This window comes from Agrobacterium sp. rho-13.3 (assembly GCF_033957765.2).
In the GTDB taxonomy this organism is placed as follows: Bacteria; Pseudomonadota; Alphaproteobacteria; order Rhizobiales; family Rhizobiaceae; genus Agrobacterium.
Genome location: NZ_CP192775.1, coordinates 1,457,651 through 1,479,116 on the forward strand (window position 1 = coordinate 1,457,651; position 21,466 = coordinate 1,479,116).

Sequence of the window (21,466 nt, forward strand, 5' to 3'; positions counted from 1 at the left end):
ATTGGAAATCAGTGCGTTGACAGCAATGATTTTACGCAAGCGCAACCTGGGTAAAATGATTATTGCGGGCCGCAAACGGCACGGGGAAATCTTTACCCGCCAGACAATGGATTGAAGCCAAGTGCGGCCATTATCGTTTCTCTGCGGCATCCACCATAAAACGATAACCGACACCCGGTTCGGTTCGCACGATGGCGGGTTGGGTTGGATCTCGTTCGATTTTCTGGCGCAGTTGGCCTATGAAAACCCGCAGATAATGCAGATCATCGCCATGGGCCGGACCCCAGACGGATTTGAGCAAGGTGCGATGCGTGACCACCAGCCCCGCGTGGCGGGCAAGCAGCGTGAGAAGGTCATATTCCTTGGGCGTCAGGTGAATATCGGTGCCCTCGCGCCGAACTGTTCGTTGCACCATATCAATCACCAACCCGTTGGAGCCGATGGTTGCCGAGGATGTATCCGCCGTTCCCCGGTGGCGCATGGCAGTGCGGATGCGCGCCGTCAGCTCGCCGATGCTGAAGGGTTTTTCGATATAGTCGTCGGCTCCCAGATCAAGAGCGGCGATTTTTTCGCTTTCGCGGTCGCGGGCAGAGAGGATGATGATGGGAATGGTGGACCAGCCGCGCAGGTTGGCGATGACATCTTTCCCGTCCATATCCGGTAGGCCGAGGTCGAGGATGATGACATCAGGCGCAGCCGTCGCAACCGCCTTCATGGCATCCGCGCCGTTTTCCGCTTCCACGACATCATAGCCTGCGGCAGCCAGTGCCGGACGCAAAAAGCGGCGGATCTGCGGTTCGTCATCAACTATCAGAATTCTGCCTGCCGTCATGGTTTCTGTTTGCCTTCGGTCTTTTCGCTTGCCGGAAAACGCATGACGATGCGTGTGCCTCGTTTTTTAACCGCCGGGCTTTCGGCGTGAATGGTGCCGCCCATGGCCTCCACAAAACCACGCGCGATGGAAAGGCCAAGCCCGGTTCCCGGCGCACGCCCATCCGACTTGGAACGACGATAGAATTTTTCAAAGATTCGGTCGAGATCATCCGCCGGAATTCCCTTGCCGAGATCAGTCACCGACACGACGATATCGCTGCCATCATGGCGGGCATAGATGTTGACGGGTTCGCCGCCGCCGTATTTTGCGGCGTTGTCGAGAAGATTGAACAGGACTTGCCCGAGCAAAACACTATCGGCGCGGATGACTGGCAGGTCACGCGCAATGCCGGTTTCAAAAGGCTGGGCGGGAAAATATTTGCGGGCCCGTTCCACGGCAGAGCGCACCACATCGGCAACGTCCACCCAATCAAGCTTGGCACGCAGCGTTCCGGCAGTGATGCGGCTCATATCCAGAAGGTTGGCCACGAACCGGCTGAGGCGTGCGCCTTCCTCTTCGATGGATTGCAGCAGATCATCGCGGCTTTCCGGCGACATGCGTTCGCCCAGTTCCCGCAGACTGGTGACGGCGCCGGTAATCGTCGCAAGCGGGGTGCGAAGATCATGCGAAATGGAGGACAGCAAGGCCTCGCGGTAACGTTCGCCCTCAAGGCGGGTGGCCTGTGCTGCACTTTCTGCGGACAGGCGGGCGCGGTCGATGGCGGTGGCCGCCTGATCGAGAATGGCGGACAGTTTGCGCTCCGAATTGGGGTCCAGCCCCTCATCGCCGGGCTCGAAACCGCACACGCCCACCACGCCGTGCGGGCTGGTGAGCGGGCGGAACTGGAAGCGGCAATTGGGAAGCGTGCCGGTGCCGGCACCCGCAAACTCATTGCGGTCTTTCGCCCAGCGTGCGGCGGCGATTTCAGAGACGCCGAGGTCCGTGTCCGGCGGCCATGCCGCCACCATTTCCAACTCGTCACCCTGCGGAAGCAGCATGACGATGTGGCGGCGAATGCTGCTTTGCAATTGCGTCACGGAGGTCCAAAGCACCTCTTCCGGCTTGGCTGTTCCCGCCAGCTTGCGGGAGAAATTGTAAAGCGCCTGCATGTCGGACGCCCGCTGCCGGGCGGCTTGCGCCTGTTCGCGAATACGCGAGGCAAGGCTGCCCGCGATGATGGCCGCGACGACGAACACAGCCAGCGCAAAGACTTCATGCGGGGAGGCGATGGTGAAGGTTTCAACTGGGGCTATGAAGAAGAAATTATAGGCCATCGCCGAGAGAAGTGCGGCCAGCAGCGCCGCGACAAAGCCGGCGGCGCTGGCGGCAGCCAGCACCGCAAGCAGGAACAGCAGCGATATGTTGGGCAATCGTGTCGCAAGAGAAATCACCAGCCCGATGATCGTCATGACAGCGACAGAGATGAATGCAGCAGCGAACGAGCGCGCAAATGCGGGCAGATTGGGCAGGCGCGGTCGTTTGAGCTTGCGCGGTTGAGCCGGCACGTCAGCCGTGACCAGATGCAGGCCAATGCCGCCTGCTTCCCGCGCCAAGGCATCCGCAAGACTGGCACGCAACGGGTTTTGGAACCACTTGCGTCGGTGCGAGCCGATGACGATCTGCGTTGCATGTTCGCGCCGGGCCAGTTTTAGAATTTCGGTGACGAAATCACTGCCTGTGACGTGTTGTGTTTCCGCCCCCAGCTTTTCGGCAAAGCGGAATGTCTCTTCGATGCGGCGAAGGCTTTCCTCATCCATCGTTTCCTGATCGGACCGGGCGATGCTGGCAACCGTCCACGGCGCGTTGAGGCCGGATGCCAGCCTGCTTGCCACACGCACAACCTTGTCGGATAGCTGATCTGCGCCGATGCAGACAAGCAGCCGCTCGGCTGTTGCCCATGGTCCTTCGATTGCGTTTTGCCTTAGATAATCGACCATTTGGTCGTCAACGCGGTCGGCGGTGCGGCGAAGCGCGAGTTCTCGCAACGCCGTGAGGTTTCCAAGGCGGAAGAAACGATCGACGGCGCGGGTGGCGCTTTCCGGCAGATAGACTTTGCCTTCCTTCAACCGCTCGATCAGTTCGGCAGGCGGCAGGTCAACGAGAATGACCTCATCGGCCCGTTTAAGGACCGTGTCGGGCACACGTTCGCGAATGGTGGCGCCGGTGATCTGGGTGACGAGATCGGACAGGCTTTCAAGGTGCTGGATGTTCATCGCGGTCCAGACATCCATGCCAGCCGCAATCAGTTCTTCGATGTCCTGATAGCGTTTCGGATGTCGGAAGCCATCCGGATTGGAATGCGCAAGCTCGTCCACGACGATAACGCGCGGCTTGCGGGCAAGAGCGGCATCGAGATCGAATTCACACAGCATCTTGCCGCGATATTCGATGTTCAGCCGTGGCAGAATGTCCAGGCGGTCCAGCAGTGCCGAGGTTTCGGCGCGCTCATGCGTTTCGACAAGGCCGATCACGATATCGACCCCGTCCTGTTTCAAGCGGCGGGCGCGGGCAAGCATCGCGTAGGTTTTGCCGACGCCGGGTGCAGCACCCAGAAAAACAGTCAGCTTGCCCCGGCGGTCTTTCTCCGCCAGGGCAAGCAATGCGTCAGGGTCGGGCCTGTTTTTCCCGTCACGTTCGTAAGATGCCATTCGTCTCAGCTCTCTATAGCATTTCCAGGAAAAGTGGACCCGGTTTTCCGTCCGGAAATGCGACAAACAAACGCTATAGCGCATCCAGCGCGATGTTAAGCTCTAGCACATTCACACGCGGTTCGCCGAATATGCCAAGCGCTGGTCCCGCTGTTTTTGTCTCCAGCAAAGCCCTAACATTTTGTGGCGGAAGATTGCGGGCCTGCGCGATGCGCAGAACCTGCGCCTGCGCATATTCCGGCGAGATATGCGGATCAAGACCGGAGCCGGATGTGGTGACCGCATCGGCGGGAACGGGTGTCGTCATGCCGGTGCCTTTCAACTTCTCGACGTCGGCGGTCACTCTGTCTTTCAGCTTTGCCGAGGTGGTGCCGAGGTTGGAGCCAGAGGATGCGGATGCGTTATAGGCATCCGGACCCGTGGCCGAGGGGCGGGGCCAGAAATAGCGATCCGAGGTGAAGTTCTGGCCGATCAGCGAGGAGCCGATGACGGTGTCACCATTGCGGATCAGCGACCCGTTTGCCTGTTGCGGCATGACCGCTTGTGCGATGCCTGTGACGGCGAGTGGATAGCCAAGCCCGGTCAGTAGGATAAAGAAACCGAGGATGACGAGAGCGGCGCGAATTTGGTTCAACATGATTACACCAGATGAAGTGCGGAAACCGCAATGTCGATGATTTTGATCCCGGCAAAGGGCAGCAGCAGGCCGCCGAGACCGTAGATGAACAGGTTGCGCCGCAGCAGGGCAGCAGCACCCGATGGCCGGTAGGAAACACCCTTCAAGGCCAGCGGAATGAGCGCAACGATGATGAGCGCATTGAAGATGACCGCCGACAGAATGGCCGATTGCGGAGAGGCAAGCGCCATGATGTTGAGACCGCCAAGCGCCGGATAGGTCGCCACGAACAAGGCCGGGATGATCGCGAAATATTTGGCAACGTCATTGGCGATGGAGAAGGTGGTCAGCGAGCCGCGTGTCATCAGCAATTGTTTGCCGATCTCGACGATTTCGATGAGCTTGGTGGGGCTGGAATCCAGATCCACCATGTTCGCAGCTTCGCGGGCGGCTTGTGTGCCGGTCTGCATCGCAACGCCCACGTCGGCTTGCGCAAGTGCCGGCGCATCATTGGTGCCATCTCCGCACATGGCGATCAGCCTGCCGCCCTTTTGTTCGCGGCGAATATATTCAAGCTTGTCCTCCGGCGTTGCCTGGGCGAGAAAATCATCCACGCCTGCCTCGGAAGCGATGGCCGCAGCCGTGACCGGATTGTCGCCCGTGACCATGACCGTGCGAATGCCCATGGCGCGCAGTGCTGCAAAACGGTCCTTGATGCCGGGTTTTACCACGTCCTTCAGGTGGATGACGCCCAGCAGGCGGTTGCCATCTGCGACGCCCAGTGGCGTGCCGCCAGTGCGCGCAATTCGGTCGACGGCCTGATGAAATTCGGCGGGAGCGTTGGTTTCAGAATTGCCTGTGAACTTCAAAATCGCATCGATGGCACCCTTGCGCAGCGATTTGGTGCCGATATCCACGCCGGAGAGGCGTGTCTGTGCAGAGAAAGGCACAACGGCATCAATCTTGACCTGAGGCGTCTTGAGACCGAATTCGCCCGTGGCGAGAGCCGCGATGGAGCGTCCTTCGGGTGTCTCATCCGACATGCTGGCCAGCAAAGCCGCCTCTGCCACCTGGTTGGCTGTGACCCCCGGAACAGGGATGAAGTCTGCGGCCATGCGGTTGCCGAAGGTGATCGTGCCGGTCTTATCCAGCAGCAGAGTATCCACATCGCCTGCCGCTTCCACGGCGCGGCCCGATGTTGCGATGACGTTGAAGCGCACGAGACGATCCATGCCGGCAATGCCGATGGCTGACAGAAGGCCACCGATGGTGGTGGGAATGAGGGTAACCAGCAAGGCGGCGAGCACGGTGACGGAGATGAGCGTGCCGGAATAACCGGCCAAACCCCAGACGGTGACGACGACGATGAGGAAGATGAGGGTGAGGCCGGACAGAAGGATCGAAAGGGCAATTTCGTTCGGTGTCTTCTGGCGTTCTGCCCCTTCGATCAGCGCGATCATGCGGTCCACGAAGCTTGCGCCCGGTGGTGTGCTGATGCGAATTTTCAGGCGGTCGGAAAGCACTTGCGTACCGCCGGTGACGGCAGAGCGATCGCCGCCGGATTCGCGGATGACAGGGGCGGATTCGCCGGTGATGGCGCTTTCGTTGACCGAGGCGACACCGTCGATGACTTCACCATCGCCGGGAATAAGCTCGCCCGCATCGACCACCACGACATCGCCAACCTTGAGCAAGGTTGCGGCGACTGTTTCTTCTTTACCATCCGAAACCAGACGGCGGGCAACGAGATCGGAGCGGCTGCGCTTCAAGCTATCGGCCTGAGCGCGGCCACGCCCTTCGGCCACGGCTTCTGCAAAGGTTGCAAACAGCACGGTGAACCACAGCCACGCGGCAATCTGGCCGGAGAATGTGGCAGTGCCGTTGGCGGCAAAGAGATCACGGATAAAGAGCACCGTGACAAGGGCCGCCACGACTTCGGTAACGAAGATAACCGGATTGCGCATCAGCAGGCGCGGATCGAGCTTGATAAACGCGTTTCCAATGGCGGGGACGATGATTGCCGGATCGAAAAGCGCTGGTTTTTTGGGTGTGTTGGACATGGTTTCGCCTCTTAAAAAGTCTGGCCAGCAAGCATCGCGAAATGTTCGACGATGGGGCCAAGGGCAAGGGCCGGGAAGAATTGCAATCCGCCGAGGATGAGGATGATGCCGACAAGAAGGCCGACAAAGAGGGGTCCATCCGTAGGGAATGTGCCGTTGGATGCTGGAACGCGAACCTTGGCGGCGAGCGAACCTGCAATGGCCATGACCGGAATGGCATAGGCGAAGCGGCCAAGCAGCATGGAGATGCCAAGCGTGGTGTTGTACCACGGCGTATTGCCGGAAAGCCCACCGAACGCCGAGCCATTGTTACCGGCAGACGAGGTGAAGGCGTAGAGAATTTCCGACAATCCGTGCGGACCGGCAGTGCCAATGCTGGCAACGGCAACGGGCAGCATGGCGGAGATGGCCGTGAAACCAAGGATGACCATGGGGAGGATCAGCACGGCCAGCATGGCGTATTTCATCTCGCGGCCTTCGATCTTCTTGCCGAGGAATTCCGGTGTGCGACCAACCATCAGGCCAGCCACGAAGACGGACAGCAGCGCGAAGACCAACATGCCGTAAAGGCCGGAGCCGACACCGCCGGGCAGAACTTCACCCAACTGGATCAGGAACATCGGCACCAGACCGCCAAGCCCGGTGAAGGAGCCATGCATACCGTTGACGCCACCATTGGAAAGACCAGTGGTGACGGCGGCATAAAGGGCGCTCATGGCCTGTCCGAAACGGACTTCCTTGCCCTCCATATTGCCTTGGGCAGCATCGACACCCAATGATGTCAGGATGGGATTGCCTGCGGTTTCAGCCCAGTAAATGACCGCCACACCGGCGATCAGAAGAATGGACATGGCGGACAGAAGAACCCAGCCCTGGCGACGGTTTCCGACCATATGGCCGAATGTGTAGACCATGGCTGCGGCGATGGCGAGCATGGCGAAGATGTTGAGATAATTGGCAAAAGCCGTGGGGTTTTCAAACGGATGGGCGGCATTGGCATTAAAGAAGCCACCGCCATTCGTGCCAAGCTGCTTGATGGCTTCCTGCGTTGCGACAGGTCCGAGCGAAATGACCTGCTGGCTGCCTTCCATGGACATTGCGGTGACGCTGGCATCCAATGTTTGCGGCAGGCCCATGGCGACGAAGGCAAGTGCGACGATGATGGCAAGCGGCAGCAGCACATAAAGCGTGGCGCGGGTCATATCGACCCAGAAGTTGCCCAGCGTGGTTGCACTGGAGCGCACAAACGCGCGCGTGATGGCAATGGCAAGCGCCATGCCGACGGCGGCAGACAGGAAGTTTTGAACGGTCAGACCAGCCATCTGGCTGAAATGGCTCATCGTCGCTTCACCGGCGTAGTTCTGCCAGTTGGTGTTGGTGACGAAGCTGACAGCCGTGTTGAACGCCAGATCCGGCGGCACATTGGCAAACCCCTGCGGATTGAGCGGCAGGAAAGCCTGAAGGCGCAAGATTGCGTAAAGGGCCAGAAAACCGGCGAGGGAGAATGTCAGCATGGCAAGCGTATAGCCAAGCCAGCTTTGCTCTTTTTTGGGATCGACCCCGGCAGCAGCATAAAGACCGCGCTCGACGGGTGAAAAAACCGGCGATAGCCATGTGCGCTCACCGGCAAATATCTTTGCCATGTAAAGGCCAAGAGGTTTGATGACGAGCAGCACGGCGATGAAGAGGAGGCTGATTTGCAGCCATCCGAGAATTGTCATGATGGTTCTCCCGGATCAGAAGCGTTCGGGACGCAGGAGCGTCACGATAAGATAGATGCCAACCGCAAGAGCGACGGCCAGACCAATGAGGGGTTCAAGCATGGTCTTTTCCCCTCAAAGCCGGTTGAGGGCGCGTGCGTACACGGCAAGCAAAATCAACGTGCCAGCGCCGATGGATATGAAGAGGATGTCGAACAATTTTTTATTCTCCTGTTGAGACAAGAGAAATTCTAGACCCGCACCGCGTCAGGTTTCGATTGGCAATGCGCCGGTCCGACATAAAGAAAAGATCAAGATCGGCATAAAGATGCCGATCGTTTCGTTAGGGCGAACTGGCCAGAACGATGGCGTCCGCGACGCTGTCCCACTTGTCGTCATCCAGCGTGGAGGTGGCGATGCGGACGTGATCTCCCGGCAGCAGCGAGAACTTTCGGCCTGCATTGATGGCTATGTTGCGGGCCGCAAGTGTCACCATTGCGAAGGGTTCCGACGCGACAGGCAACCAGAGACACAGGCCGCTGCCGGGGCTGATGTGCACGCCGCGCACGCGAAGTGCGTTTGCCAATCCGTCCCGCCGGTATTGATAGACGGCGCGGGCTTTTGCCACCGTTTCCCAGCTTTGCGGATTGCGCAACAGCCATGCGGTAGCGCCCTGCAAGACCCGGCTTGTCCAGCCGGCGCTGAAGGCGCGGTAGGACTGGATTTGCTCGACAATGGCGGCTGAGCTTGAGACAACCGCGAGGCGCAAATCCGGCCCCAATGTTTTGGAATAGGACAGGATATGCACGGTCCGGTCTGGAAAACGCCCCCCGAGCGACTGTGATGGCAAGGGTGAAATATCGCCGATGCCATCGTCCTCGATAATCAAGGTGTCGCTGCCTTGCAGCAGATCACCCAGTTCGGTCAGTCTTTCCGGGCTGACGGTTTGGCCGGTGACGGAATGCAGGCGCGGTTGGAACACAAAAGCGGCGGGACGCTGCTGAAGTGCGGCACGTAGCGATGCTGGTGTCGGCCCGTGATCGTCACAGGTGACGGGTATGATGGTGACGCCAAAATCTTCGAGAATGTCCAGAAGTCGCATGGCGGTTGGGTTTTCTATCGCCACGGCAGAGCCGGGTGAGACAAGGGCACGAAACGCCGTGTAAAACGCGTTGTAACCGCCATTCGTCGCCAGCATCGCCTCTGGTTGGTACGGCCAGCGCTCCAATGCCACGTCTCTAAGCTCAGGAATGATACGGCTGCGCTCATAATCATTGAGCTTTTCCACGGTTGCGGCATGGGCCAGCGCTTCTGCGAGCGGCGGCAGCAGGGATGTGTCAGGGACAGCCAATGTCAGATCAAGGACATCTAAAGCGTAGTGGCCGGCACTTGTGAATCGCTCCGGCTTTGCAATGAAGCGGTCTTCGCTGACCCATGTTCCGTTTCTGCCGCGCCCGGTGATGATCTTGTGGCGGCGCAAATCCGACCATGCCTCGGACAGCGTGGCAGGGCTGACGCCGAGTTCATAAGCAAGATCGCGGATGGCGGGCAGACGTGTGCCAACCGGCAAAACACCTGCCCTTATCAGCGCGCCGGTTTCGAGTGCTATCCCTCGAATACTGCGATCGGCTATTTTTTCAGCAAGCCATTTTGCGGTGTAGATATCGCCCAATATTTTATCACCTTTAAATGTTCAATAACGTAATAACATTTGCCGTTTGTATTTTGAACATTTATCTTCGGCTCATCGGGAATTTTTGTGAGTTTTTCGCATGACAGTGACGCTTCGCCTCGCACTCCGTGATTGGGACTATATGACGCCCCTGATCCTTGGAGATATTTCCTCGCCTCGGCTCGATATCAAAGTGGACCGGGTCGGCACGCTGGTTTCCAACGTTGCGACAGACCCCGCCTATGATGCCGCTGAAACGTCATTCAGCCGATATGCGCAGATGCGTCACGATGGTGATGAGAGCGTTGTCGGTATGCCCAACTTCATCATGCGCGGTTTCCGCCATCGCTGCATCATCACCACCAAGACCAGTTCCATTCGTCAATTGTCCGATCTCGCAGGCAAGAAGATTGGCGTTACCGGCTGGCGCGATAGCGGCAACACATGGACACGCGCCGCCGTGCGCCGCGAAGGTGTCGGCGTCGAAGACGCGATGTGGTACGCTGGACGTCTGACCGAAGCGCATCCGATTACCGACCGTCTCGACGGTTTTGGCCGTCCGGGCCGTATCGAAGCTGCACCCGGCGAACGCCCGATGGTGGACCTGCTTCTGGATGGCGGGCTGGATGCTGTTTTCACGCCGTTCATGCCGAAAGGTTTCTTCGATAAGGATTCGGCTTTGCGGCAGGTTCTGGATGATTATCGCTCCGCTGAAGTCCAGTATTTTCAGGATGTTGGTTATGTTCCGGGCATGCACCTGATCGGCTTCAAGGCTGAAATCGTCAAGGAACATCCGTGGATCATGGATGAGTTGAGCGAACTCATCGACGCTTCGCAGGCCATGTGGCTGGAAAAGCGCGAAAAATACGCAGACACGACACCGTGGATGATCGATGAGCTGCGCCGTTGCGCCGCCGATCTTTCGCCCTCGTGGAACGTCAACGGCTTTGACGTGAACGAGACGATGATCTCCGATTTCGCCGTGGAACTTCACGAGCAGAAAATCCTGCCGCGTCTTCTTTCGCCCGCAGATTTGTTTCCCTTGCACGCCAAGGGGCGCTGATACGACGACGACACATTATTCGAGCAAAACCAAAAAAGGGGAATACCAAATGTACTCGAAACTGACCACTTCCGTTGCTTTTCTCGGCCTGCTGTTGGCTGGCCCTGTGCTTGCGCAGGATGTCGCCATTCCGCAGCAGACCGTCAATAAGGAACTGAATGCACGCCTTCCAGAGAAGGTCCGCACCGAAGGAAAGATGATTTCCGTCAACAACGGCTCTTTCCCTCCCTATGAAATCGTCACCGGCACGGAACTGACCGGGGCCAGCGCCGATCTGACCGACGCGATTGGGCAACTGCTGGGCGTCAAGATTGAACATGCCACGGTTGGCGGCCTTCCGGCTCTGCTGTCCGGCGTCAATTCCGGCCGCTACCAGTTTGCATTCGGCCCTGTGGGCGATTTCAAGACCCGTCAGGAAGCCAATGACTTCGTGGATTGGGTGCAGGAATTCGTGGTATTCGCCGTGCAGAAGGGCAACCCGAAGGGCGTCGTTTCGCTCGACACGGCATGCGGAACCCGAATTGCGGTGATGGCGGGCGGTTCGGCTGAAAAGGTCATCAAGGCGCAGGCTGAAAAATGCGTTGCGGATGGCAAGCCAGCGGTTGAAGTGCAGTCCTACACGGACCAGCCAAGCTCGATCCTGTCTGTTCGCTCCAAGCGCGCCGATGCATTCTTCTCATCGCAGGCACCACTCACCTATTTCGTTTCACAGGCCAATGGCCAGCTGGAATTGACCGGCATTGGCGAGAAAAACGGTTTTGACGATCTGTTTCAGGGCGCGGTTGTGCCAAAGGGATCACCGCTTGGTGAACTCCTGCGTGATTCCGTTAAAGTCCTCATCGATAATGGCACCTATGGCATCATCATGAAAAAATGGGGTCTTGAGAACAACATGATCAAAACCCCCGGCATCAACCTCGTCGGAGTTGAAAAGAAATGAGCACGGCTCAGGCTCACATCGCATCGCCTCCGGGCGGTGCGGACCCTCGTGATGTCGCCAATGCGCACCGCCCCTTTCAAACGGGGCGTGTGACGCTATGGCTGCTCACCATCGTCATCGCGGCCAACTTCGCCTGGATCGTGGCGAACAACGAAAACTTCGGCTGGCCGGTCGTTGCGCAATATTTCTTTGACAAAACCGTCATGCAGGGCCTTTCCGTCAGCCTGGGACTGACCGTTGTGGCGATGCTGATCGGCGTGGTGCTTGGCCTTCTTCTGGCGGTTGCGCGCATGTCGCAGGACGTTCTGGCAAGCTCGCTGTCCGGGCTTTTCGTCTGGTTCTTCCGGGGCACGCCGCTGCTGGTGCAGCTTATTTTCTGGTACAATCTCTCCACGCTGTTTCCAGAAATTTCGATTGCCATTCCCTTCGGTCCTACGCTCATAAGCTGGGAAACGAATTCCGTGATTACGCCGATGACGGCAGCTATCGTGGGACTGGCGCTCAACGAAGCGGCCTATATGGCGGAAATCATTCGCGGTGGCCTTCTGTCGGTCGATAGAGGACAGTCGGAAACGGCAGAAGCCTTTGGCATGACGAAGGCGCGGGCGCTCTGGCGCATCATCATTCCGCAGGCCATGCGTTCCATCGTTCCGCCAACCGGCAACCAGCTGATCAGCATGATCAAGGCAACATCGCTCGTCAGCGTCATCGCCATGGCCGATCTGCTGTATTCCGTGCAGTCGATCTATAACCGCACCTTTGAAATCGTTCCGATGCTGATGGTTGCGGTCATCTGGTATCTGTTGATCACCTCTGTTCTCAACATCGGTCAGGGTTATATCGAGCGTTATTACGGTAGAGGCGACCGTCGCACTGCCATGGCACCAAAGCCCACCGAGCAGCAGGAGGCAACCCATTGACCACTGCAAATACCACAAGGGAGCCGCTGGTTCGCGCCCGCAACGTCCACAAGTCCTTCGACCAGCTGGAGGTTCTCAAGGGCATCGATCTGGATGTTTTTCCAGGTGAAGTCGTGGTCGTTCTTGGGCCTTCCGGCTCGGGAAAATCCACCTTCCTGCGCTGCATCAACCATCTGGAATCCATCAACCGCGGTTCGATCGAGGTTGCCGGAGAGCAGATCGGATATCGTTTCCGCAATAACAAGCTGGAAAAACTGTCAGGCAATGCCATTGCTGCGCAACGGCAACACATTGGCATGGTGTTTCAGCAGTTCAACCTTTATCCGCACATGACGGCGTTGCAGAACGTGATCGAAGCACCTGTCGGCGTGCATGGCGAGAGCAAGGCGAAAGCCACGGCCTATGCGCGGGAGCTTCTGCAGAAGGTTGGACTGTCTGACAAGGCGGATAATTATCCGCGTCAGCTTTCCGGCGGGCAGCAACAGCGTGTAGCCATTGCCCGCGCGCTGGCCATCAAGCCGAAACTGATGTTGTTCGATGAACCGACATCAGCACTCGACCCGGAACTGGTGGGCGAAGTGCTGGCCACCATGCGCGATCTTGCAAAGCAGGGCCTGACGATGATCGTCGTGACCCACGAAATCGGCTTTGCCAAGGAAGCCGCAGACCGGGTTGTGTTCATGGATGGCGGCCATATCGTTGAGATGGGCACGCCCGAAGAGGTGATCGGCAATCCGCAGCAGCCACGCACAAAAGCCTTCCTGTCGCGTTTTCTCTAAGTGAATGAAGCACTGCCCCGGCTGATCGTGCCGGGGCAGTGTCCGTTTTTGTATTATTTTGCTGCTTCTGGACTGGAGTTCCCATGACCGTGCTCGACAATGCCTATGCCCGCGTTTCCGATTTCGATGACGTCAAAGCCGAACTGACGCAGACGCGCCAGCATCTTCACGCCAACCCCGAACTGTCCTTCGAAGAGGCGGAAACCGCCCGTTACGTGGCGGAGAAGCTGGAAGGCTGGGGATATGAAGTCACGCGCAATGTGGGCGGCCATGGTGTCGTCGCGCGGCTGACGGTGGGCGACAGCAAGAAGGGCATCGCCATCCGCGCCGATATGGATGCGCTGCCTATTCTGGAAGACACCGGCGCGCCTTATGCCAGCAAGGTGCCGGGCAAGATGCACGCCTGCGGCCATGATGGACATACCACCGTGCTTTTGGGTGCCGCGCAATATCTGGCGAAAACCCGCCGTTTCAACGGCACGGTCACGCTCATCTTCCAGCCGGCGGAAGAGGCGGGCAAACCGAGCGGCGCGCAGAAGATGATTGCCGACGGACTGTTCGAGCGGTTTCCATTCGATGCGATTTTTGGTCTGCACAACCACCCCGGCGCACCGGAAGGCGCACTTTTGCTGCGTTCCGGCCCAATGATGGCATCATCGGACACAGTCAGCATCACCATCAAAGGCAAGGGCGGCCATGCCTCGCGTCCTCACCTCACGATCGATCCGATTGTGGTGGCCTGCCATCTGGTCGTCGCGTTGCAGACGGTCGTTTCGCGCAATATCGATCCGACCCAGACGGCTGTTGTGACGGTTGGAACGATCCATGCGGGTGAAGCGGTCAATGTCATTCCCGAATCGGCCAAGCTCGCGCTGAGCGTCCGCTGCTTTGAACCGCGTATCCGCGATCTCTTGCAGGAACGTATCACCAAGCTGACGAATTCCGTGGTCGAAGGTTTCGGCGCTTCGGTGGAGCTGAACTATGAGCACGGTTATCCGGTTGTCGTGAATGCCGAGGCGGAAACCGCTTTTGCCCGCACCGTGGCGGAAGAGCTGATCGGCACGGAAAATGTCTCGACCTGCCATCTTATTCCCGGCAGCGAGGACTTTGCCTATTTCCTCGAACAGAAACCGGGTAGCTTCTTGCGTCTTGGAAACGGCATGAATTCCGCCATTCTGCACAGCTCGAAATATGATTTCGCCGATGCCAGCCTGACGGTGGGTGCTGCCATGTGGGCAAGACTGACGGAACGGTATCTGGCGTAAGGGCAGCGAGCCCTTCGCCTGTCTTCGCCAAGATGACTTGACGCTGGGTGCCGCCTTTGTTAGCGGCACTTGCGTCTATCATGACGCGTCCTGCAAGGAGCTGTTGCGTGATCGTCTGTTTCGACATTGGCGGCACTGCCATCAAAGGTGCTGCGGCGTGGTCCGTGGATGACGTGCGGCCGGTGCCGCGACGCCAGACGCCGATCCATGATTTCGATGCGTTTGTGGCAGTGCTGAAATCGGTGATTGCCGAGATTGGCAGCGTGCCCGACTGTGTGGTGTTCTCGATTGCGGGAATTATTGATGCCGATACCGATCGGACAATCATGGCCAATATTCCTAGCGTTCACGGCAGGCTGCTAAAGGCCGATCTGGAAGCGGCACTTGGTCTTCCGGTTTTGATTGCCAATGATGCCGATTGTTGTGCCTTGGCAGAATATGGTGCAGGTGCCGGTCGCGGGCATCGTGTCGTGTTTGGCGCGATACTCGGCACGGGCGTCGGCGGTGGTCTGGTTATCGACGGCAAGCTGATCAACAGCGGGGGCGGTTTTGCTGGCGAATGGGGCCACGCGCCCGTGGCCGCAACACGCGCCGGAAAGCCGTTGGTGGAACTGCCACGCTTTTCCTGCGGCTGCGGACTGGATGGATGTCTCGACCCCGTTTGCAGCGCACGCGGCATGGAAAGGCTGCATAGCCATCTGGCAGGAAAGACCATGACCGCCGAAGACATTCTCGACGATTGGCAGGCGGGCGAGGCAGAGGCTGCCCGCACGATAGACATCTACATCGATATGCTGTCGGGGCCGCTGGCCCTGGTCATCAATGTCACCGGCGCGACCATCGTGCCGGTTGGCGGCGGACTTTCCAATTGCGCCCCGCTGATCGATGCGCTGGATGTGGCTGTGCGCGGACGCATTTTGCGCAAGTTCTCACGGCCTTTGGTGGTGAAGGCCCAATGCACCATAGAACCCGGTCTGGTCGGTGCAGCCGTTCTCGGCCTTGATTTTGTGGATCGATCAAAGGCGTCGTGACAGGCGAAATCCAGTCACGACATTTGGCGATTGTTCCGCTCCAGCAGCGCCGATTTCGTTACCGCACGCTCGCATACATGCCGGTGCTGCGAAATTCGCTGGGATTGATGCCGTAGAGCCGCCGAAAGACCTTGGAGAAATAATTCGGGTCTTCAAAACCGCAGCGCACGGACACTTCCTTGATCGGCATATTGGCTGCCGTAGTCAGAAGTTTGGCCGCGCGCCGCAATCGCTTTTGCAGAACGAATTCGGCAGGCGGTAAGCCTTCATTGGCAGCGAAGATGCGGGAAAAGTGGGCGCGGCTGAGACCGGCGACGGCGGCCAGATCATTGACCGAAAGGCTCTTGTCCAGATGGCTGTCGATGTAGCTCAACACCTGCTGCATGGTACGGTATTCGCCACCGAATGAGGGGTGAGAGCCGAACACATCGTCGTACAGAACCATTGCTGCTTCATAGGCGACGGCAGAGGCTGCCCCCGGCGTTTCCGCGCCATTGACGAGGCGCGAGCAACAAAGCGCGAGATGATCCACGGTCTCCGGCTGAAGCTTGAGGACAGGGCCGGTCACGGCCTGAATATCGCGGTGAATGCGCAGGGCTTCCTCGCCATTCATGGAAATCCAGAAAAACTCCCAGTGACCGTTCTCCTCCAGCCAGTATCGGTGGTTATGGGGAATGAGCAGCAGTAGGGTTTCGCCAGCTCCGACGCGGTACGTGTTGTTCTCGTATCGCAGGTTTCCTTCACCGCTGATGCAATGTTGCAGAACTGTGAAAGGGGTCTGTCCGCGCCTTCGTCCATCCCAGTCATAACCGCTGCCGTGGCGGATTTCGTAACCGCTGCTGGTGGGCATTGTGTGCAAGGTTTGCCTGCCGCGCGGCAAAGACACGGTCCGCATGGCCGGTCCCTGATCGATCAAATCTTGCAGCACAAAATTACCCATAAAAGCATAATCCTTCTCTGGCCCTTGCGGTTATTATCAGCATAATCCCGCTTCGAGGAGACGATCAAGGGGAGGATATGGGAGGAGAATCCATATTATTCGGCTATTGTCCGATTTTATCTTCTTTCCCTCATGATCGAGTTGCCTGCCTGTCTTTCGCATTCATTTCGCAAACGAAGGTGCCAACATGAGTTTCAAAATCGCTATCATTGGCGCAGGAAGTGTCGGTTTTACGAAAAAACTGTTCACCGATCTCTTGTGCGTACCGGAATTTCGCGATGTGGAAGTCGCGCTGACGGATATCAGCCAACACAATCTCGAGATGATCAAAGCGATCCTTGATCGCATCGTCGAAGCCAATGGTTTTCCGGTCAAGGTCACGGCCACGACGGAGCGCCGCCGCGCTCTGGAAGGCGCAAAATACATCATCAGTTGCGTGCGGGTTGGCGGCCTTGAAGCCTATGCGGACGATATTCGCATTCCGCTGAAATATGGCATCGACCAGTGTGTGGGCGATACGATTTGCGCGGGCGGCATTCTCTACGGCCAGCGCAACATTCCGGTCATTCTGGATTTCTGCAAGGATATCCGCGAGGTCGCAGCGCCGGGTGCCAAGTTCCTGAACTATGCCAACCCCATGGCCATGAACACCTGGGCGGCGATCGAATATGGGAAGGTCGATACGGTCGGTCTTTGCCATGGCGTTCAGCACGGCGCGGAACAGATTGCGGAAGTGTTGGGTGCCAAGTCCGTTTCTGAGCTGGATTACATCTGCTCGGGCATCAACCACCAGACATGGTTTGTCGATCTGAAGCTGAATGGCCGCAAGATCGGCAAGGATGAACTGATTGCTGCGTTTGAAGCCCATCCGGTTTTTTCGCAACAGGAAAAGCTGCGCATCGATGTGTTGAAACGCTTTGGCGTCTATTCCACGGAAAGCAACGGTCACCTGTCGGAATATCTGCCGTGGTATCGCAAGCGCCCGGATGAAATTGCCCGCTGGATTGATATGTCCGACTGGATTCACGGCGAAACCGGCGGTTATCTGCGGCACTCGACGGAAACCCGCAACTGGTTTGAAACGGAGTTTCCGCAATTTCTGGAGCAGGCGTCGAAGCCTGTGGATCCGGCCAAACGCTCGAACGAACATGCCAGCCATATTCTCGAAGCGCTGGAAACGGGGCGTGTCTATCGCGGCCACTTCAACGTCAAGAACAATGGCGTCATCGCCAATCTGCCGCAGGATGCGATCATTGAATCGCCCGGCTTCGTAGACCGCTTCGGCATCAATATGGTCTCTGGCATCACCATACCAGAAGCCTGTGCGGCAACCTGCATGGCGTCGATCAATGTTCAGCGCATGTCGGTTCATGCGGCCGTCAGTGGCGATATCGATCTTCTGAAACTCGCCGTTCTGCATGACCCCTTGGTGGGTGCTGTTTCGACACCGGAAGAGGTGTGGCAGATGGTCGATGAGATGCTGGTCGCGCAGGCGCGCTGGTTGCCACAATATGCGCACGCAGTACCAGCCGCGAAGGATCGTCTTTCCAGATCCACCGTCAAAACACGCGATTGGGCAGGTGCTGCACGGCGCAATGTCAGATCGATTGAAGAATTGCGGGCCGAAAAAGCGGCATTGAAAAAAGCGGTTTGATTTATCTGCGGCAGCATCGGCGCGAGGAGGCGTCGGTGCCGCCAGTTTCCGGGAACCATCAGGGAGGGCGTGCTTGGTCGCGCCATTGGGAGGACATGACGATGCAACATAAACGCAAGATTTTCTTGAGTGCATGCCTTGGTTTCGGTGTTTCGCTGATCGCGATGAATGCCCACGCTTTTCAAACATCAGCACCGCCTGAGCCAGCGAAGTTTCCTGCCGAGGGCAAGATAAAATATGTGGAGCGCGATTCCATTCTGGAATTCAAGGCGCTGCCAAATTACAGCGAGCCCGACTGGGTTTCTGAAAAATTCGAAAAGACCGGCAAATTGCCGCCGCTCAAAGAACGCCTGCCGGAAGAGCCGCTGGTCTACAAGACCGGGAATATGCCTGATGGTATCGGCGTTTATGGCGACACTTTGCGCCATGTCATCGGCGGGCGGCCAGAAGGCTGGAATTATATGGCGGGCCAGACACAAGGCTGGGGCGGCATCGATATTGCACTGTCGGAATGCCTGACACGCACCGCGCCGCTGTTTCAGGTGGATGCCAAAGATACCGAGCCATTGCCCAATCTGGCCAAAAGCTGGGAGTGGTCTCAAGATGGTCACAAGCTGACGATGCACCTCGTCAAAGGTGCCAAATGGTCGGATGGCGTGCCTTTCACGTCTGAAGACATCATGTTCTATTGGGAAGATGGTGTGGTCGATCCGAATGTCTCGCCGCTTGGCGGTGGCGCGTCACCGGAGGCCTTCGGGGAGGGCACGACCCTTACCAAGATCGATGATTACACGGTTGAATGGACATTCAAGAGCGCGTTTCCCAAGCAATATCTCTACACCATGGCCTATCCGAACTTCTGCCCTGGCCCGGCGCATATTCTGAAACCGCAACACCCGAAATATTCGAAAAACACCTATAACCAGTTCAAGAATGCCTTCCCGCCGGAATATATGAACATGCCGGTGATGGGCGCGTGGGCGCCGGTGGAATATCGCCCGGATGACCTCATCGTGCTGCGCCGCAACCCCTATTACTGGAAAGTTGACGAGAAGGGGCATCAGTTGCCTTATCTCGACGAAATTCACTACAAGCTGTCCACCTGGGCGGACCGCGATGTGCAGGCTGTGGCCGGATCGGGCGATTTTTCCAATCTGGAACAGCCGGAAAACTTCGTGGCCTCTCTCAAGCGCGCTGCGGACGAAAAGGCACCCGCCCGTCTGGCCTTCGGCCCGCGTCTGATTGGCTATAACCTGCAAATGAACTTCTCGGGCAATGGCTGGGGTGCGCCGGATGAGCGTGAACAGGCCATTCGTGAACTGAACCGCAATCAGGATTTTCGCGAGGCGGTGACCTCCGCAATTGACCGCAAGGCTGTTGGCGACTCGTTGGTCAAAGGCCCGTTTACGGCAATCTATCCCGGCGGTATTTCCTCCGGCACAAGTTTTTATGACCGCAACTCGACTGTGTATTATCCCTATGATCTTGAAGGGGCAAAGGCTGCTCTGGCCAAGGTAGGCCTGAAAGACACGGACGGCGATGGTTTTGTGAACTTCCCGGCGGGCACGGCAGGTGGCAAGAACGTCGAGATCGTTCTGCTGGTCAACAACACCTACACGACAGACAAGAGCCTTGCCGAAGGTCTGGTCGGGCAGATGGCAAAGCTGGGTCTGCGGGTGGTGCTGAACTCGCTTGACGGCAACCAGCGCGATGCCGCCCACTATGGTGGCCGGTTCGATTGGCTGGTGCGCCGCAATACGACGGAGCTTGCCTCTGTGGTGCAGAACACAGAACAGCTTGCACCCGTTGGTCCTCGGACCAGTTGGAACCACCGCGCACCGGAAGGCAAGCAGGTGGACCTGATGCCGTTTGAAAAAGAAATGGTCGATCTCGTCAACCGCTTCATCGCCTCGCAGGACAATGCGGAACGGGCCGAACTGATGAAACAGTATCAGAAGGTCTACACGCAGAACCTCTACACCATCGGCCTGACGGAATATCCCGGCGCGCTGATCATCAACAAACGCTTCTCCAACGTGCCGCAGGGAACACCGATCTTCATGTTCAACTGGGCGGAAGATTCGATCATGCGCGAACGGGTTTGGGTCGCTGCCGATAAGCAGGGCAAATACGAACTCTTCCCGCAGCAACTGCCCGGCAAGCCCGGTGACAAAGGCCCCACAAACTAGCTCCCTCCCGGAGATACCATGACCGGTCGCGCGTGAAGCGCGGCCGGACGGGGAGGAAAAGCGGAACCGATCACAAGCCGGGCCGCAATGCAGGGAGATATTTCGTTATGCTCAGGTTCTTTTTCGTTCGCCTCAGCTCCGCGGTGCCGGTGATGCTGATCCTCAGTGTCGTCACATTCGCCATCATTCAGGCACCGCCCGGCGATTACGCGGACTATATTCGCTCACAGCTGATGAACCAGGGTGGCGCATCGTTCGAACAGGCCGAAGCGCAGGCGCAGGCCTACCGTATCGAGCATGGTCTCGATCAGCCGATGGTGGTGCAGTATTTCAACTGGATTGGCGGTATCGTGACCCGCGGCGATTTTGGTTACAGTTTTTATTATAACAAGCCGGTTGCCGAAGTGGTGGGAGAACGCCTGCCGCGCACCCTTCTTCTGGCGCTGGTCTGCCATCTTTTCGCGTCCATACTCGGCATTACGTTCGGCATATGGGCCGCGACACGGCAATATTCGTGGGTCGACAATCTCCTGTCCGCCATCGCTTTTCTGGGCATGACGATCCCGCGGTTTCTGATGGCGCTGATCATGGTCTACCTGATGGTGTTCCATTTCAATGTCGCCGAAATCGGCAGCTTCTTTTCTCCGCAATATGGCGGCGCGCCGTGGTCCTGGGCGAAATTTGTCGATCTTGTCAGCCATGTCTGGCCGGTCGTTGCCATCGCCACATTCGGCGGGCTGGCCTACAATATGCGCGTCATGCGCGGCAATCTGCTGGATACGCTGAACGCCCAATATGTCGAGACGGCCCGCGCCAAGGGGCTTTCGGAAGGCGCTGTCATCATGCGCCATGCCGTGCCGAATGCGCTGCACCCGCTCGTCATGTATCAGGGCGTCGTCCTACCCTATATGCTGACCGGCGAGATCGAGACCGCCATCATCTTCGCACTGCCAACCGTCGGCCCCGCCATCGTCGGCTCCATGGCGGTTGGCGATGTCTATGTCACCGCAACCTTCATGATGGTTCTGGCCGCAACGCTGATTATCGGCAACATCATCGCAGACATCTTGCTTGCCTTGCTCGACCCGCGTGTGCGCGAATTGGGGAGGGCGTAA

At 58.0% G+C, this 21,466-nt stretch carries 17 protein-coding genes; 10 read left to right on the plus strand and 7 right to left on the minus strand.

The genetic code is table 11. From position 1 onward, the window contains the following. Positions 1–130: 130 nt before the first annotated feature. The 5 genes from RMR16_RS21540 to kdpA all read right to left on the minus strand — a co-directional run bounded on the left by RMR16_RS21540 (position 131) and on the right by kdpA (position 7,919). Positions 131–832: a response regulator gene (locus RMR16_RS21540; protein ID WP_320197655.1), complete on the minus strand. Its 702-nt coding sequence runs from the start codon at positions 830–832 to the stop codon at positions 131–133. Next, entirely contained in the window at positions 829–3,522 is a 2,694-nt protein-coding gene (locus RMR16_RS21545) for a sensor histidine kinase KdpD (protein ID WP_320197656.1), read from the minus strand. The genes RMR16_RS21540 and RMR16_RS21545 overlap by 4 nt, the downstream gene beginning before the upstream one ends. A gap of 73 nt (positions 3,523–3,595) precedes the next feature. Beyond that, positions 3,596–4,159, minus strand: coding sequence for a potassium-transporting ATPase subunit KdpC (gene kdpC / locus RMR16_RS21550; RefSeq protein WP_320197657.1), 564 nt, complete (start codon positions 4,157–4,159; stop codon positions 3,596–3,598). Positions 4,160–4,161: 2 nt separating this feature from the next. Then, the gene (kdpB, locus tag RMR16_RS21555) at positions 4,162–6,198 is read right to left on the minus strand and encodes a potassium-transporting ATPase subunit KdpB (RefSeq protein WP_320197658.1); all 2,037 of its coding nucleotides are present in this window, start codon (positions 6,196–6,198) and stop codon (positions 4,162–4,164) included. 11 nt (positions 6,199–6,209) lie between these two features. After that, entirely contained in the window at positions 6,210–7,919 is a 1,710-nt protein-coding gene (gene kdpA, locus RMR16_RS21560; protein WP_320197659.1) for a potassium-transporting ATPase subunit KdpA, read from the minus strand. On the opposite strand from kdpA, the gene RMR16_RS21565 reads away from it, so the two are divergent. Further along, positions 7,896–8,153 carry a hypothetical protein gene (locus RMR16_RS21565; RefSeq protein WP_320197660.1) on the plus strand — a complete coding sequence of 86 codons (258 nt, stop codon included), beginning with the start codon at positions 7,896–7,898 and terminating at the stop codon, positions 8,151–8,153. The two genes, kdpA and RMR16_RS21565, sit on opposite strands and share 24 nt — an antisense overlap. Positions 8,154–8,241: 88 nt before the next feature. Here the strand turns inward: RMR16_RS21565 and RMR16_RS21570 are convergent, their stop codons facing one another. Then, entirely contained in the window at positions 8,242–9,570 is a 1,329-nt protein-coding gene (locus RMR16_RS21570; RefSeq protein ID WP_320197661.1) for a PLP-dependent aminotransferase family protein, read from the minus strand. A 100-nt stretch (positions 9,571–9,670) separates the two neighbouring features. On the opposite strand from RMR16_RS21570, the gene RMR16_RS21575 reads away from it, so the two are divergent. The 6 genes from RMR16_RS21575 (at position 9,671) to RMR16_RS21600 (ending at position 15,568) form a co-directional block, all read left to right on the plus strand. Next, the gene (locus RMR16_RS21575; RefSeq protein ID WP_320197662.1) at positions 9,671–10,633 is read left to right on the plus strand and encodes a nitrate ABC transporter substrate-binding protein; all 963 of its coding nucleotides are present in this window, start codon (positions 9,671–9,673) and stop codon (positions 10,631–10,633) included. Between the two features lie 49 nt (positions 10,634–10,682). After that, on the plus strand, positions 10,683–11,573 hold the full coding sequence (locus RMR16_RS21580; protein ID WP_320197663.1) for an ABC transporter substrate-binding protein: 891 nt from the start codon (positions 10,683–10,685) through the stop codon (positions 11,571–11,573). Then, positions 11,570–12,493, plus strand: a complete 924-nt coding sequence (locus RMR16_RS21585; protein WP_320197664.1) for an amino acid ABC transporter permease — start codon at positions 11,570–11,572, stop codon at positions 12,491–12,493. Before RMR16_RS21580 ends, RMR16_RS21585 begins: the two co-directional genes overlap by 4 nt. After that, the gene (locus RMR16_RS21590) at positions 12,490–13,272 is read left to right on the plus strand and encodes an amino acid ABC transporter ATP-binding protein (RefSeq protein WP_320197665.1); all 783 of its coding nucleotides are present in this window, start codon (positions 12,490–12,492) and stop codon (positions 13,270–13,272) included. Before RMR16_RS21585 ends, RMR16_RS21590 begins: the two co-directional genes overlap by 4 nt. 83 nt (positions 13,273–13,355) lie before the next feature. After that, positions 13,356–14,537, plus strand: coding sequence for a M20 aminoacylase family protein (locus RMR16_RS21595; RefSeq protein WP_320197666.1), 1,182 nt, complete (start codon positions 13,356–13,358; stop codon positions 14,535–14,537). A gap of 107 nt (positions 14,538–14,644) precedes the next feature. Further along, the gene (locus RMR16_RS21600) at positions 14,645–15,568 is read left to right on the plus strand and encodes an ROK family protein (protein ID WP_320197667.1); all 924 of its coding nucleotides are present in this window, start codon (positions 14,645–14,647) and stop codon (positions 15,566–15,568) included. A 58-nt stretch (positions 15,569–15,626) separates the two neighbouring features. Here the strand turns inward: RMR16_RS21600 and RMR16_RS21605 are convergent, their stop codons facing one another. Further along, positions 15,627–16,508, minus strand: coding sequence for an AraC family transcriptional regulator (locus RMR16_RS21605; RefSeq protein WP_320197668.1), 882 nt, complete (start codon positions 16,506–16,508; stop codon positions 15,627–15,629). A gap of 187 nt (positions 16,509–16,695) precedes the next feature. Between RMR16_RS21605 and RMR16_RS21610 the strand changes: the two genes are divergently transcribed. The 3 genes from RMR16_RS21610 to RMR16_RS21620 all read left to right on the plus strand — a co-directional run bounded on the left by RMR16_RS21610 (position 16,696) and on the right by RMR16_RS21620 (position 21,466). Further along, positions 16,696–18,162, plus strand: a complete 1,467-nt coding sequence (locus RMR16_RS21610) for an alpha-glucosidase/alpha-galactosidase (protein ID WP_320197669.1) — start codon at positions 16,696–16,698, stop codon at positions 18,160–18,162. A gap of 101 nt (positions 18,163–18,263) precedes the next feature. Next, positions 18,264–20,351: an ABC transporter substrate-binding protein gene (locus tag RMR16_RS21615; RefSeq protein WP_320197670.1), complete on the plus strand. Its 2,088-nt coding sequence runs from the start codon at positions 18,264–18,266 to the stop codon at positions 20,349–20,351. A 107-nt stretch (positions 20,352–20,458) separates the two neighbouring features. Continuing rightward, positions 20,459–21,466: an ABC transporter permease gene (locus RMR16_RS21620; protein WP_320197671.1), complete on the plus strand. Its 1,008-nt coding sequence runs from the start codon at positions 20,459–20,461 to the stop codon at positions 21,464–21,466.

Bases quoted from the DNA above. Each gene is read 5' to 3' on its own strand.
- RMR16_RS21580 (WP_320197663.1), top strand. From the start codon at position 10,683: ATGTACTCGAAACTGACCACTTCCGTTGCTTTTCTCGGCCTGCTGTTG.
- RMR16_RS21610 (WP_320197669.1), top strand. From the start codon at position 16,696: ATGAGTTTCAAAATCGCTATCATTGGCGCAGGAAGTGTCGGTTTTACG.
- RMR16_RS21595 (WP_320197666.1), top strand. From the start codon at position 13,356: ATGACCGTGCTCGACAATGCCTATGCCCGCGTTTCCGATTTCGATGAC.
- kdpB (WP_320197658.1), bottom strand. From the start codon at position 6,198: ATGTCCAACACACCCAAAAAACCAGCGCTTTTCGATCCGGCAATCATC.
- kdpA (WP_320197659.1), bottom strand. From the start codon at position 7,919: ATGACAATTCTCGGATGGCTGCAAATCAGCCTCCTCTTCATCGCCGTG.
- RMR16_RS21615 (WP_320197670.1), top strand. From the start codon at position 18,264: ATGCAACATAAACGCAAGATTTTCTTGAGTGCATGCCTTGGTTTCGGT.
- RMR16_RS21585 (WP_320197664.1), top strand. From the start codon at position 11,570: ATGAGCACGGCTCAGGCTCACATCGCATCGCCTCCGGGCGGTGCGGAC.
- RMR16_RS21540 (WP_320197655.1), bottom strand. From the start codon at position 832: ATGACGGCAGGCAGAATTCTGATAGTTGATGACGAACCGCAGATCCGC.
- kdpC (WP_320197657.1), bottom strand. From the start codon at position 4,159: ATGTTGAACCAAATTCGCGCCGCTCTCGTCATCCTCGGTTTCTTTATC.
- RMR16_RS21620 (WP_320197671.1), top strand. From the start codon at position 20,459: ATGCTCAGGTTCTTTTTCGTTCGCCTCAGCTCCGCGGTGCCGGTGATG.
- RMR16_RS21545 (WP_320197656.1), bottom strand. From the start codon at position 3,522: ATGGCATCTTACGAACGTGACGGGAAAAACAGGCCCGACCCTGACGCA.
- RMR16_RS21605 (WP_320197668.1), bottom strand. From the start codon at position 16,508: ATGGGTAATTTTGTGCTGCAAGATTTGATCGATCAGGGACCGGCCATG.
- RMR16_RS21575 (WP_320197662.1), top strand. From the start codon at position 9,671: ATGACAGTGACGCTTCGCCTCGCACTCCGTGATTGGGACTATATGACG.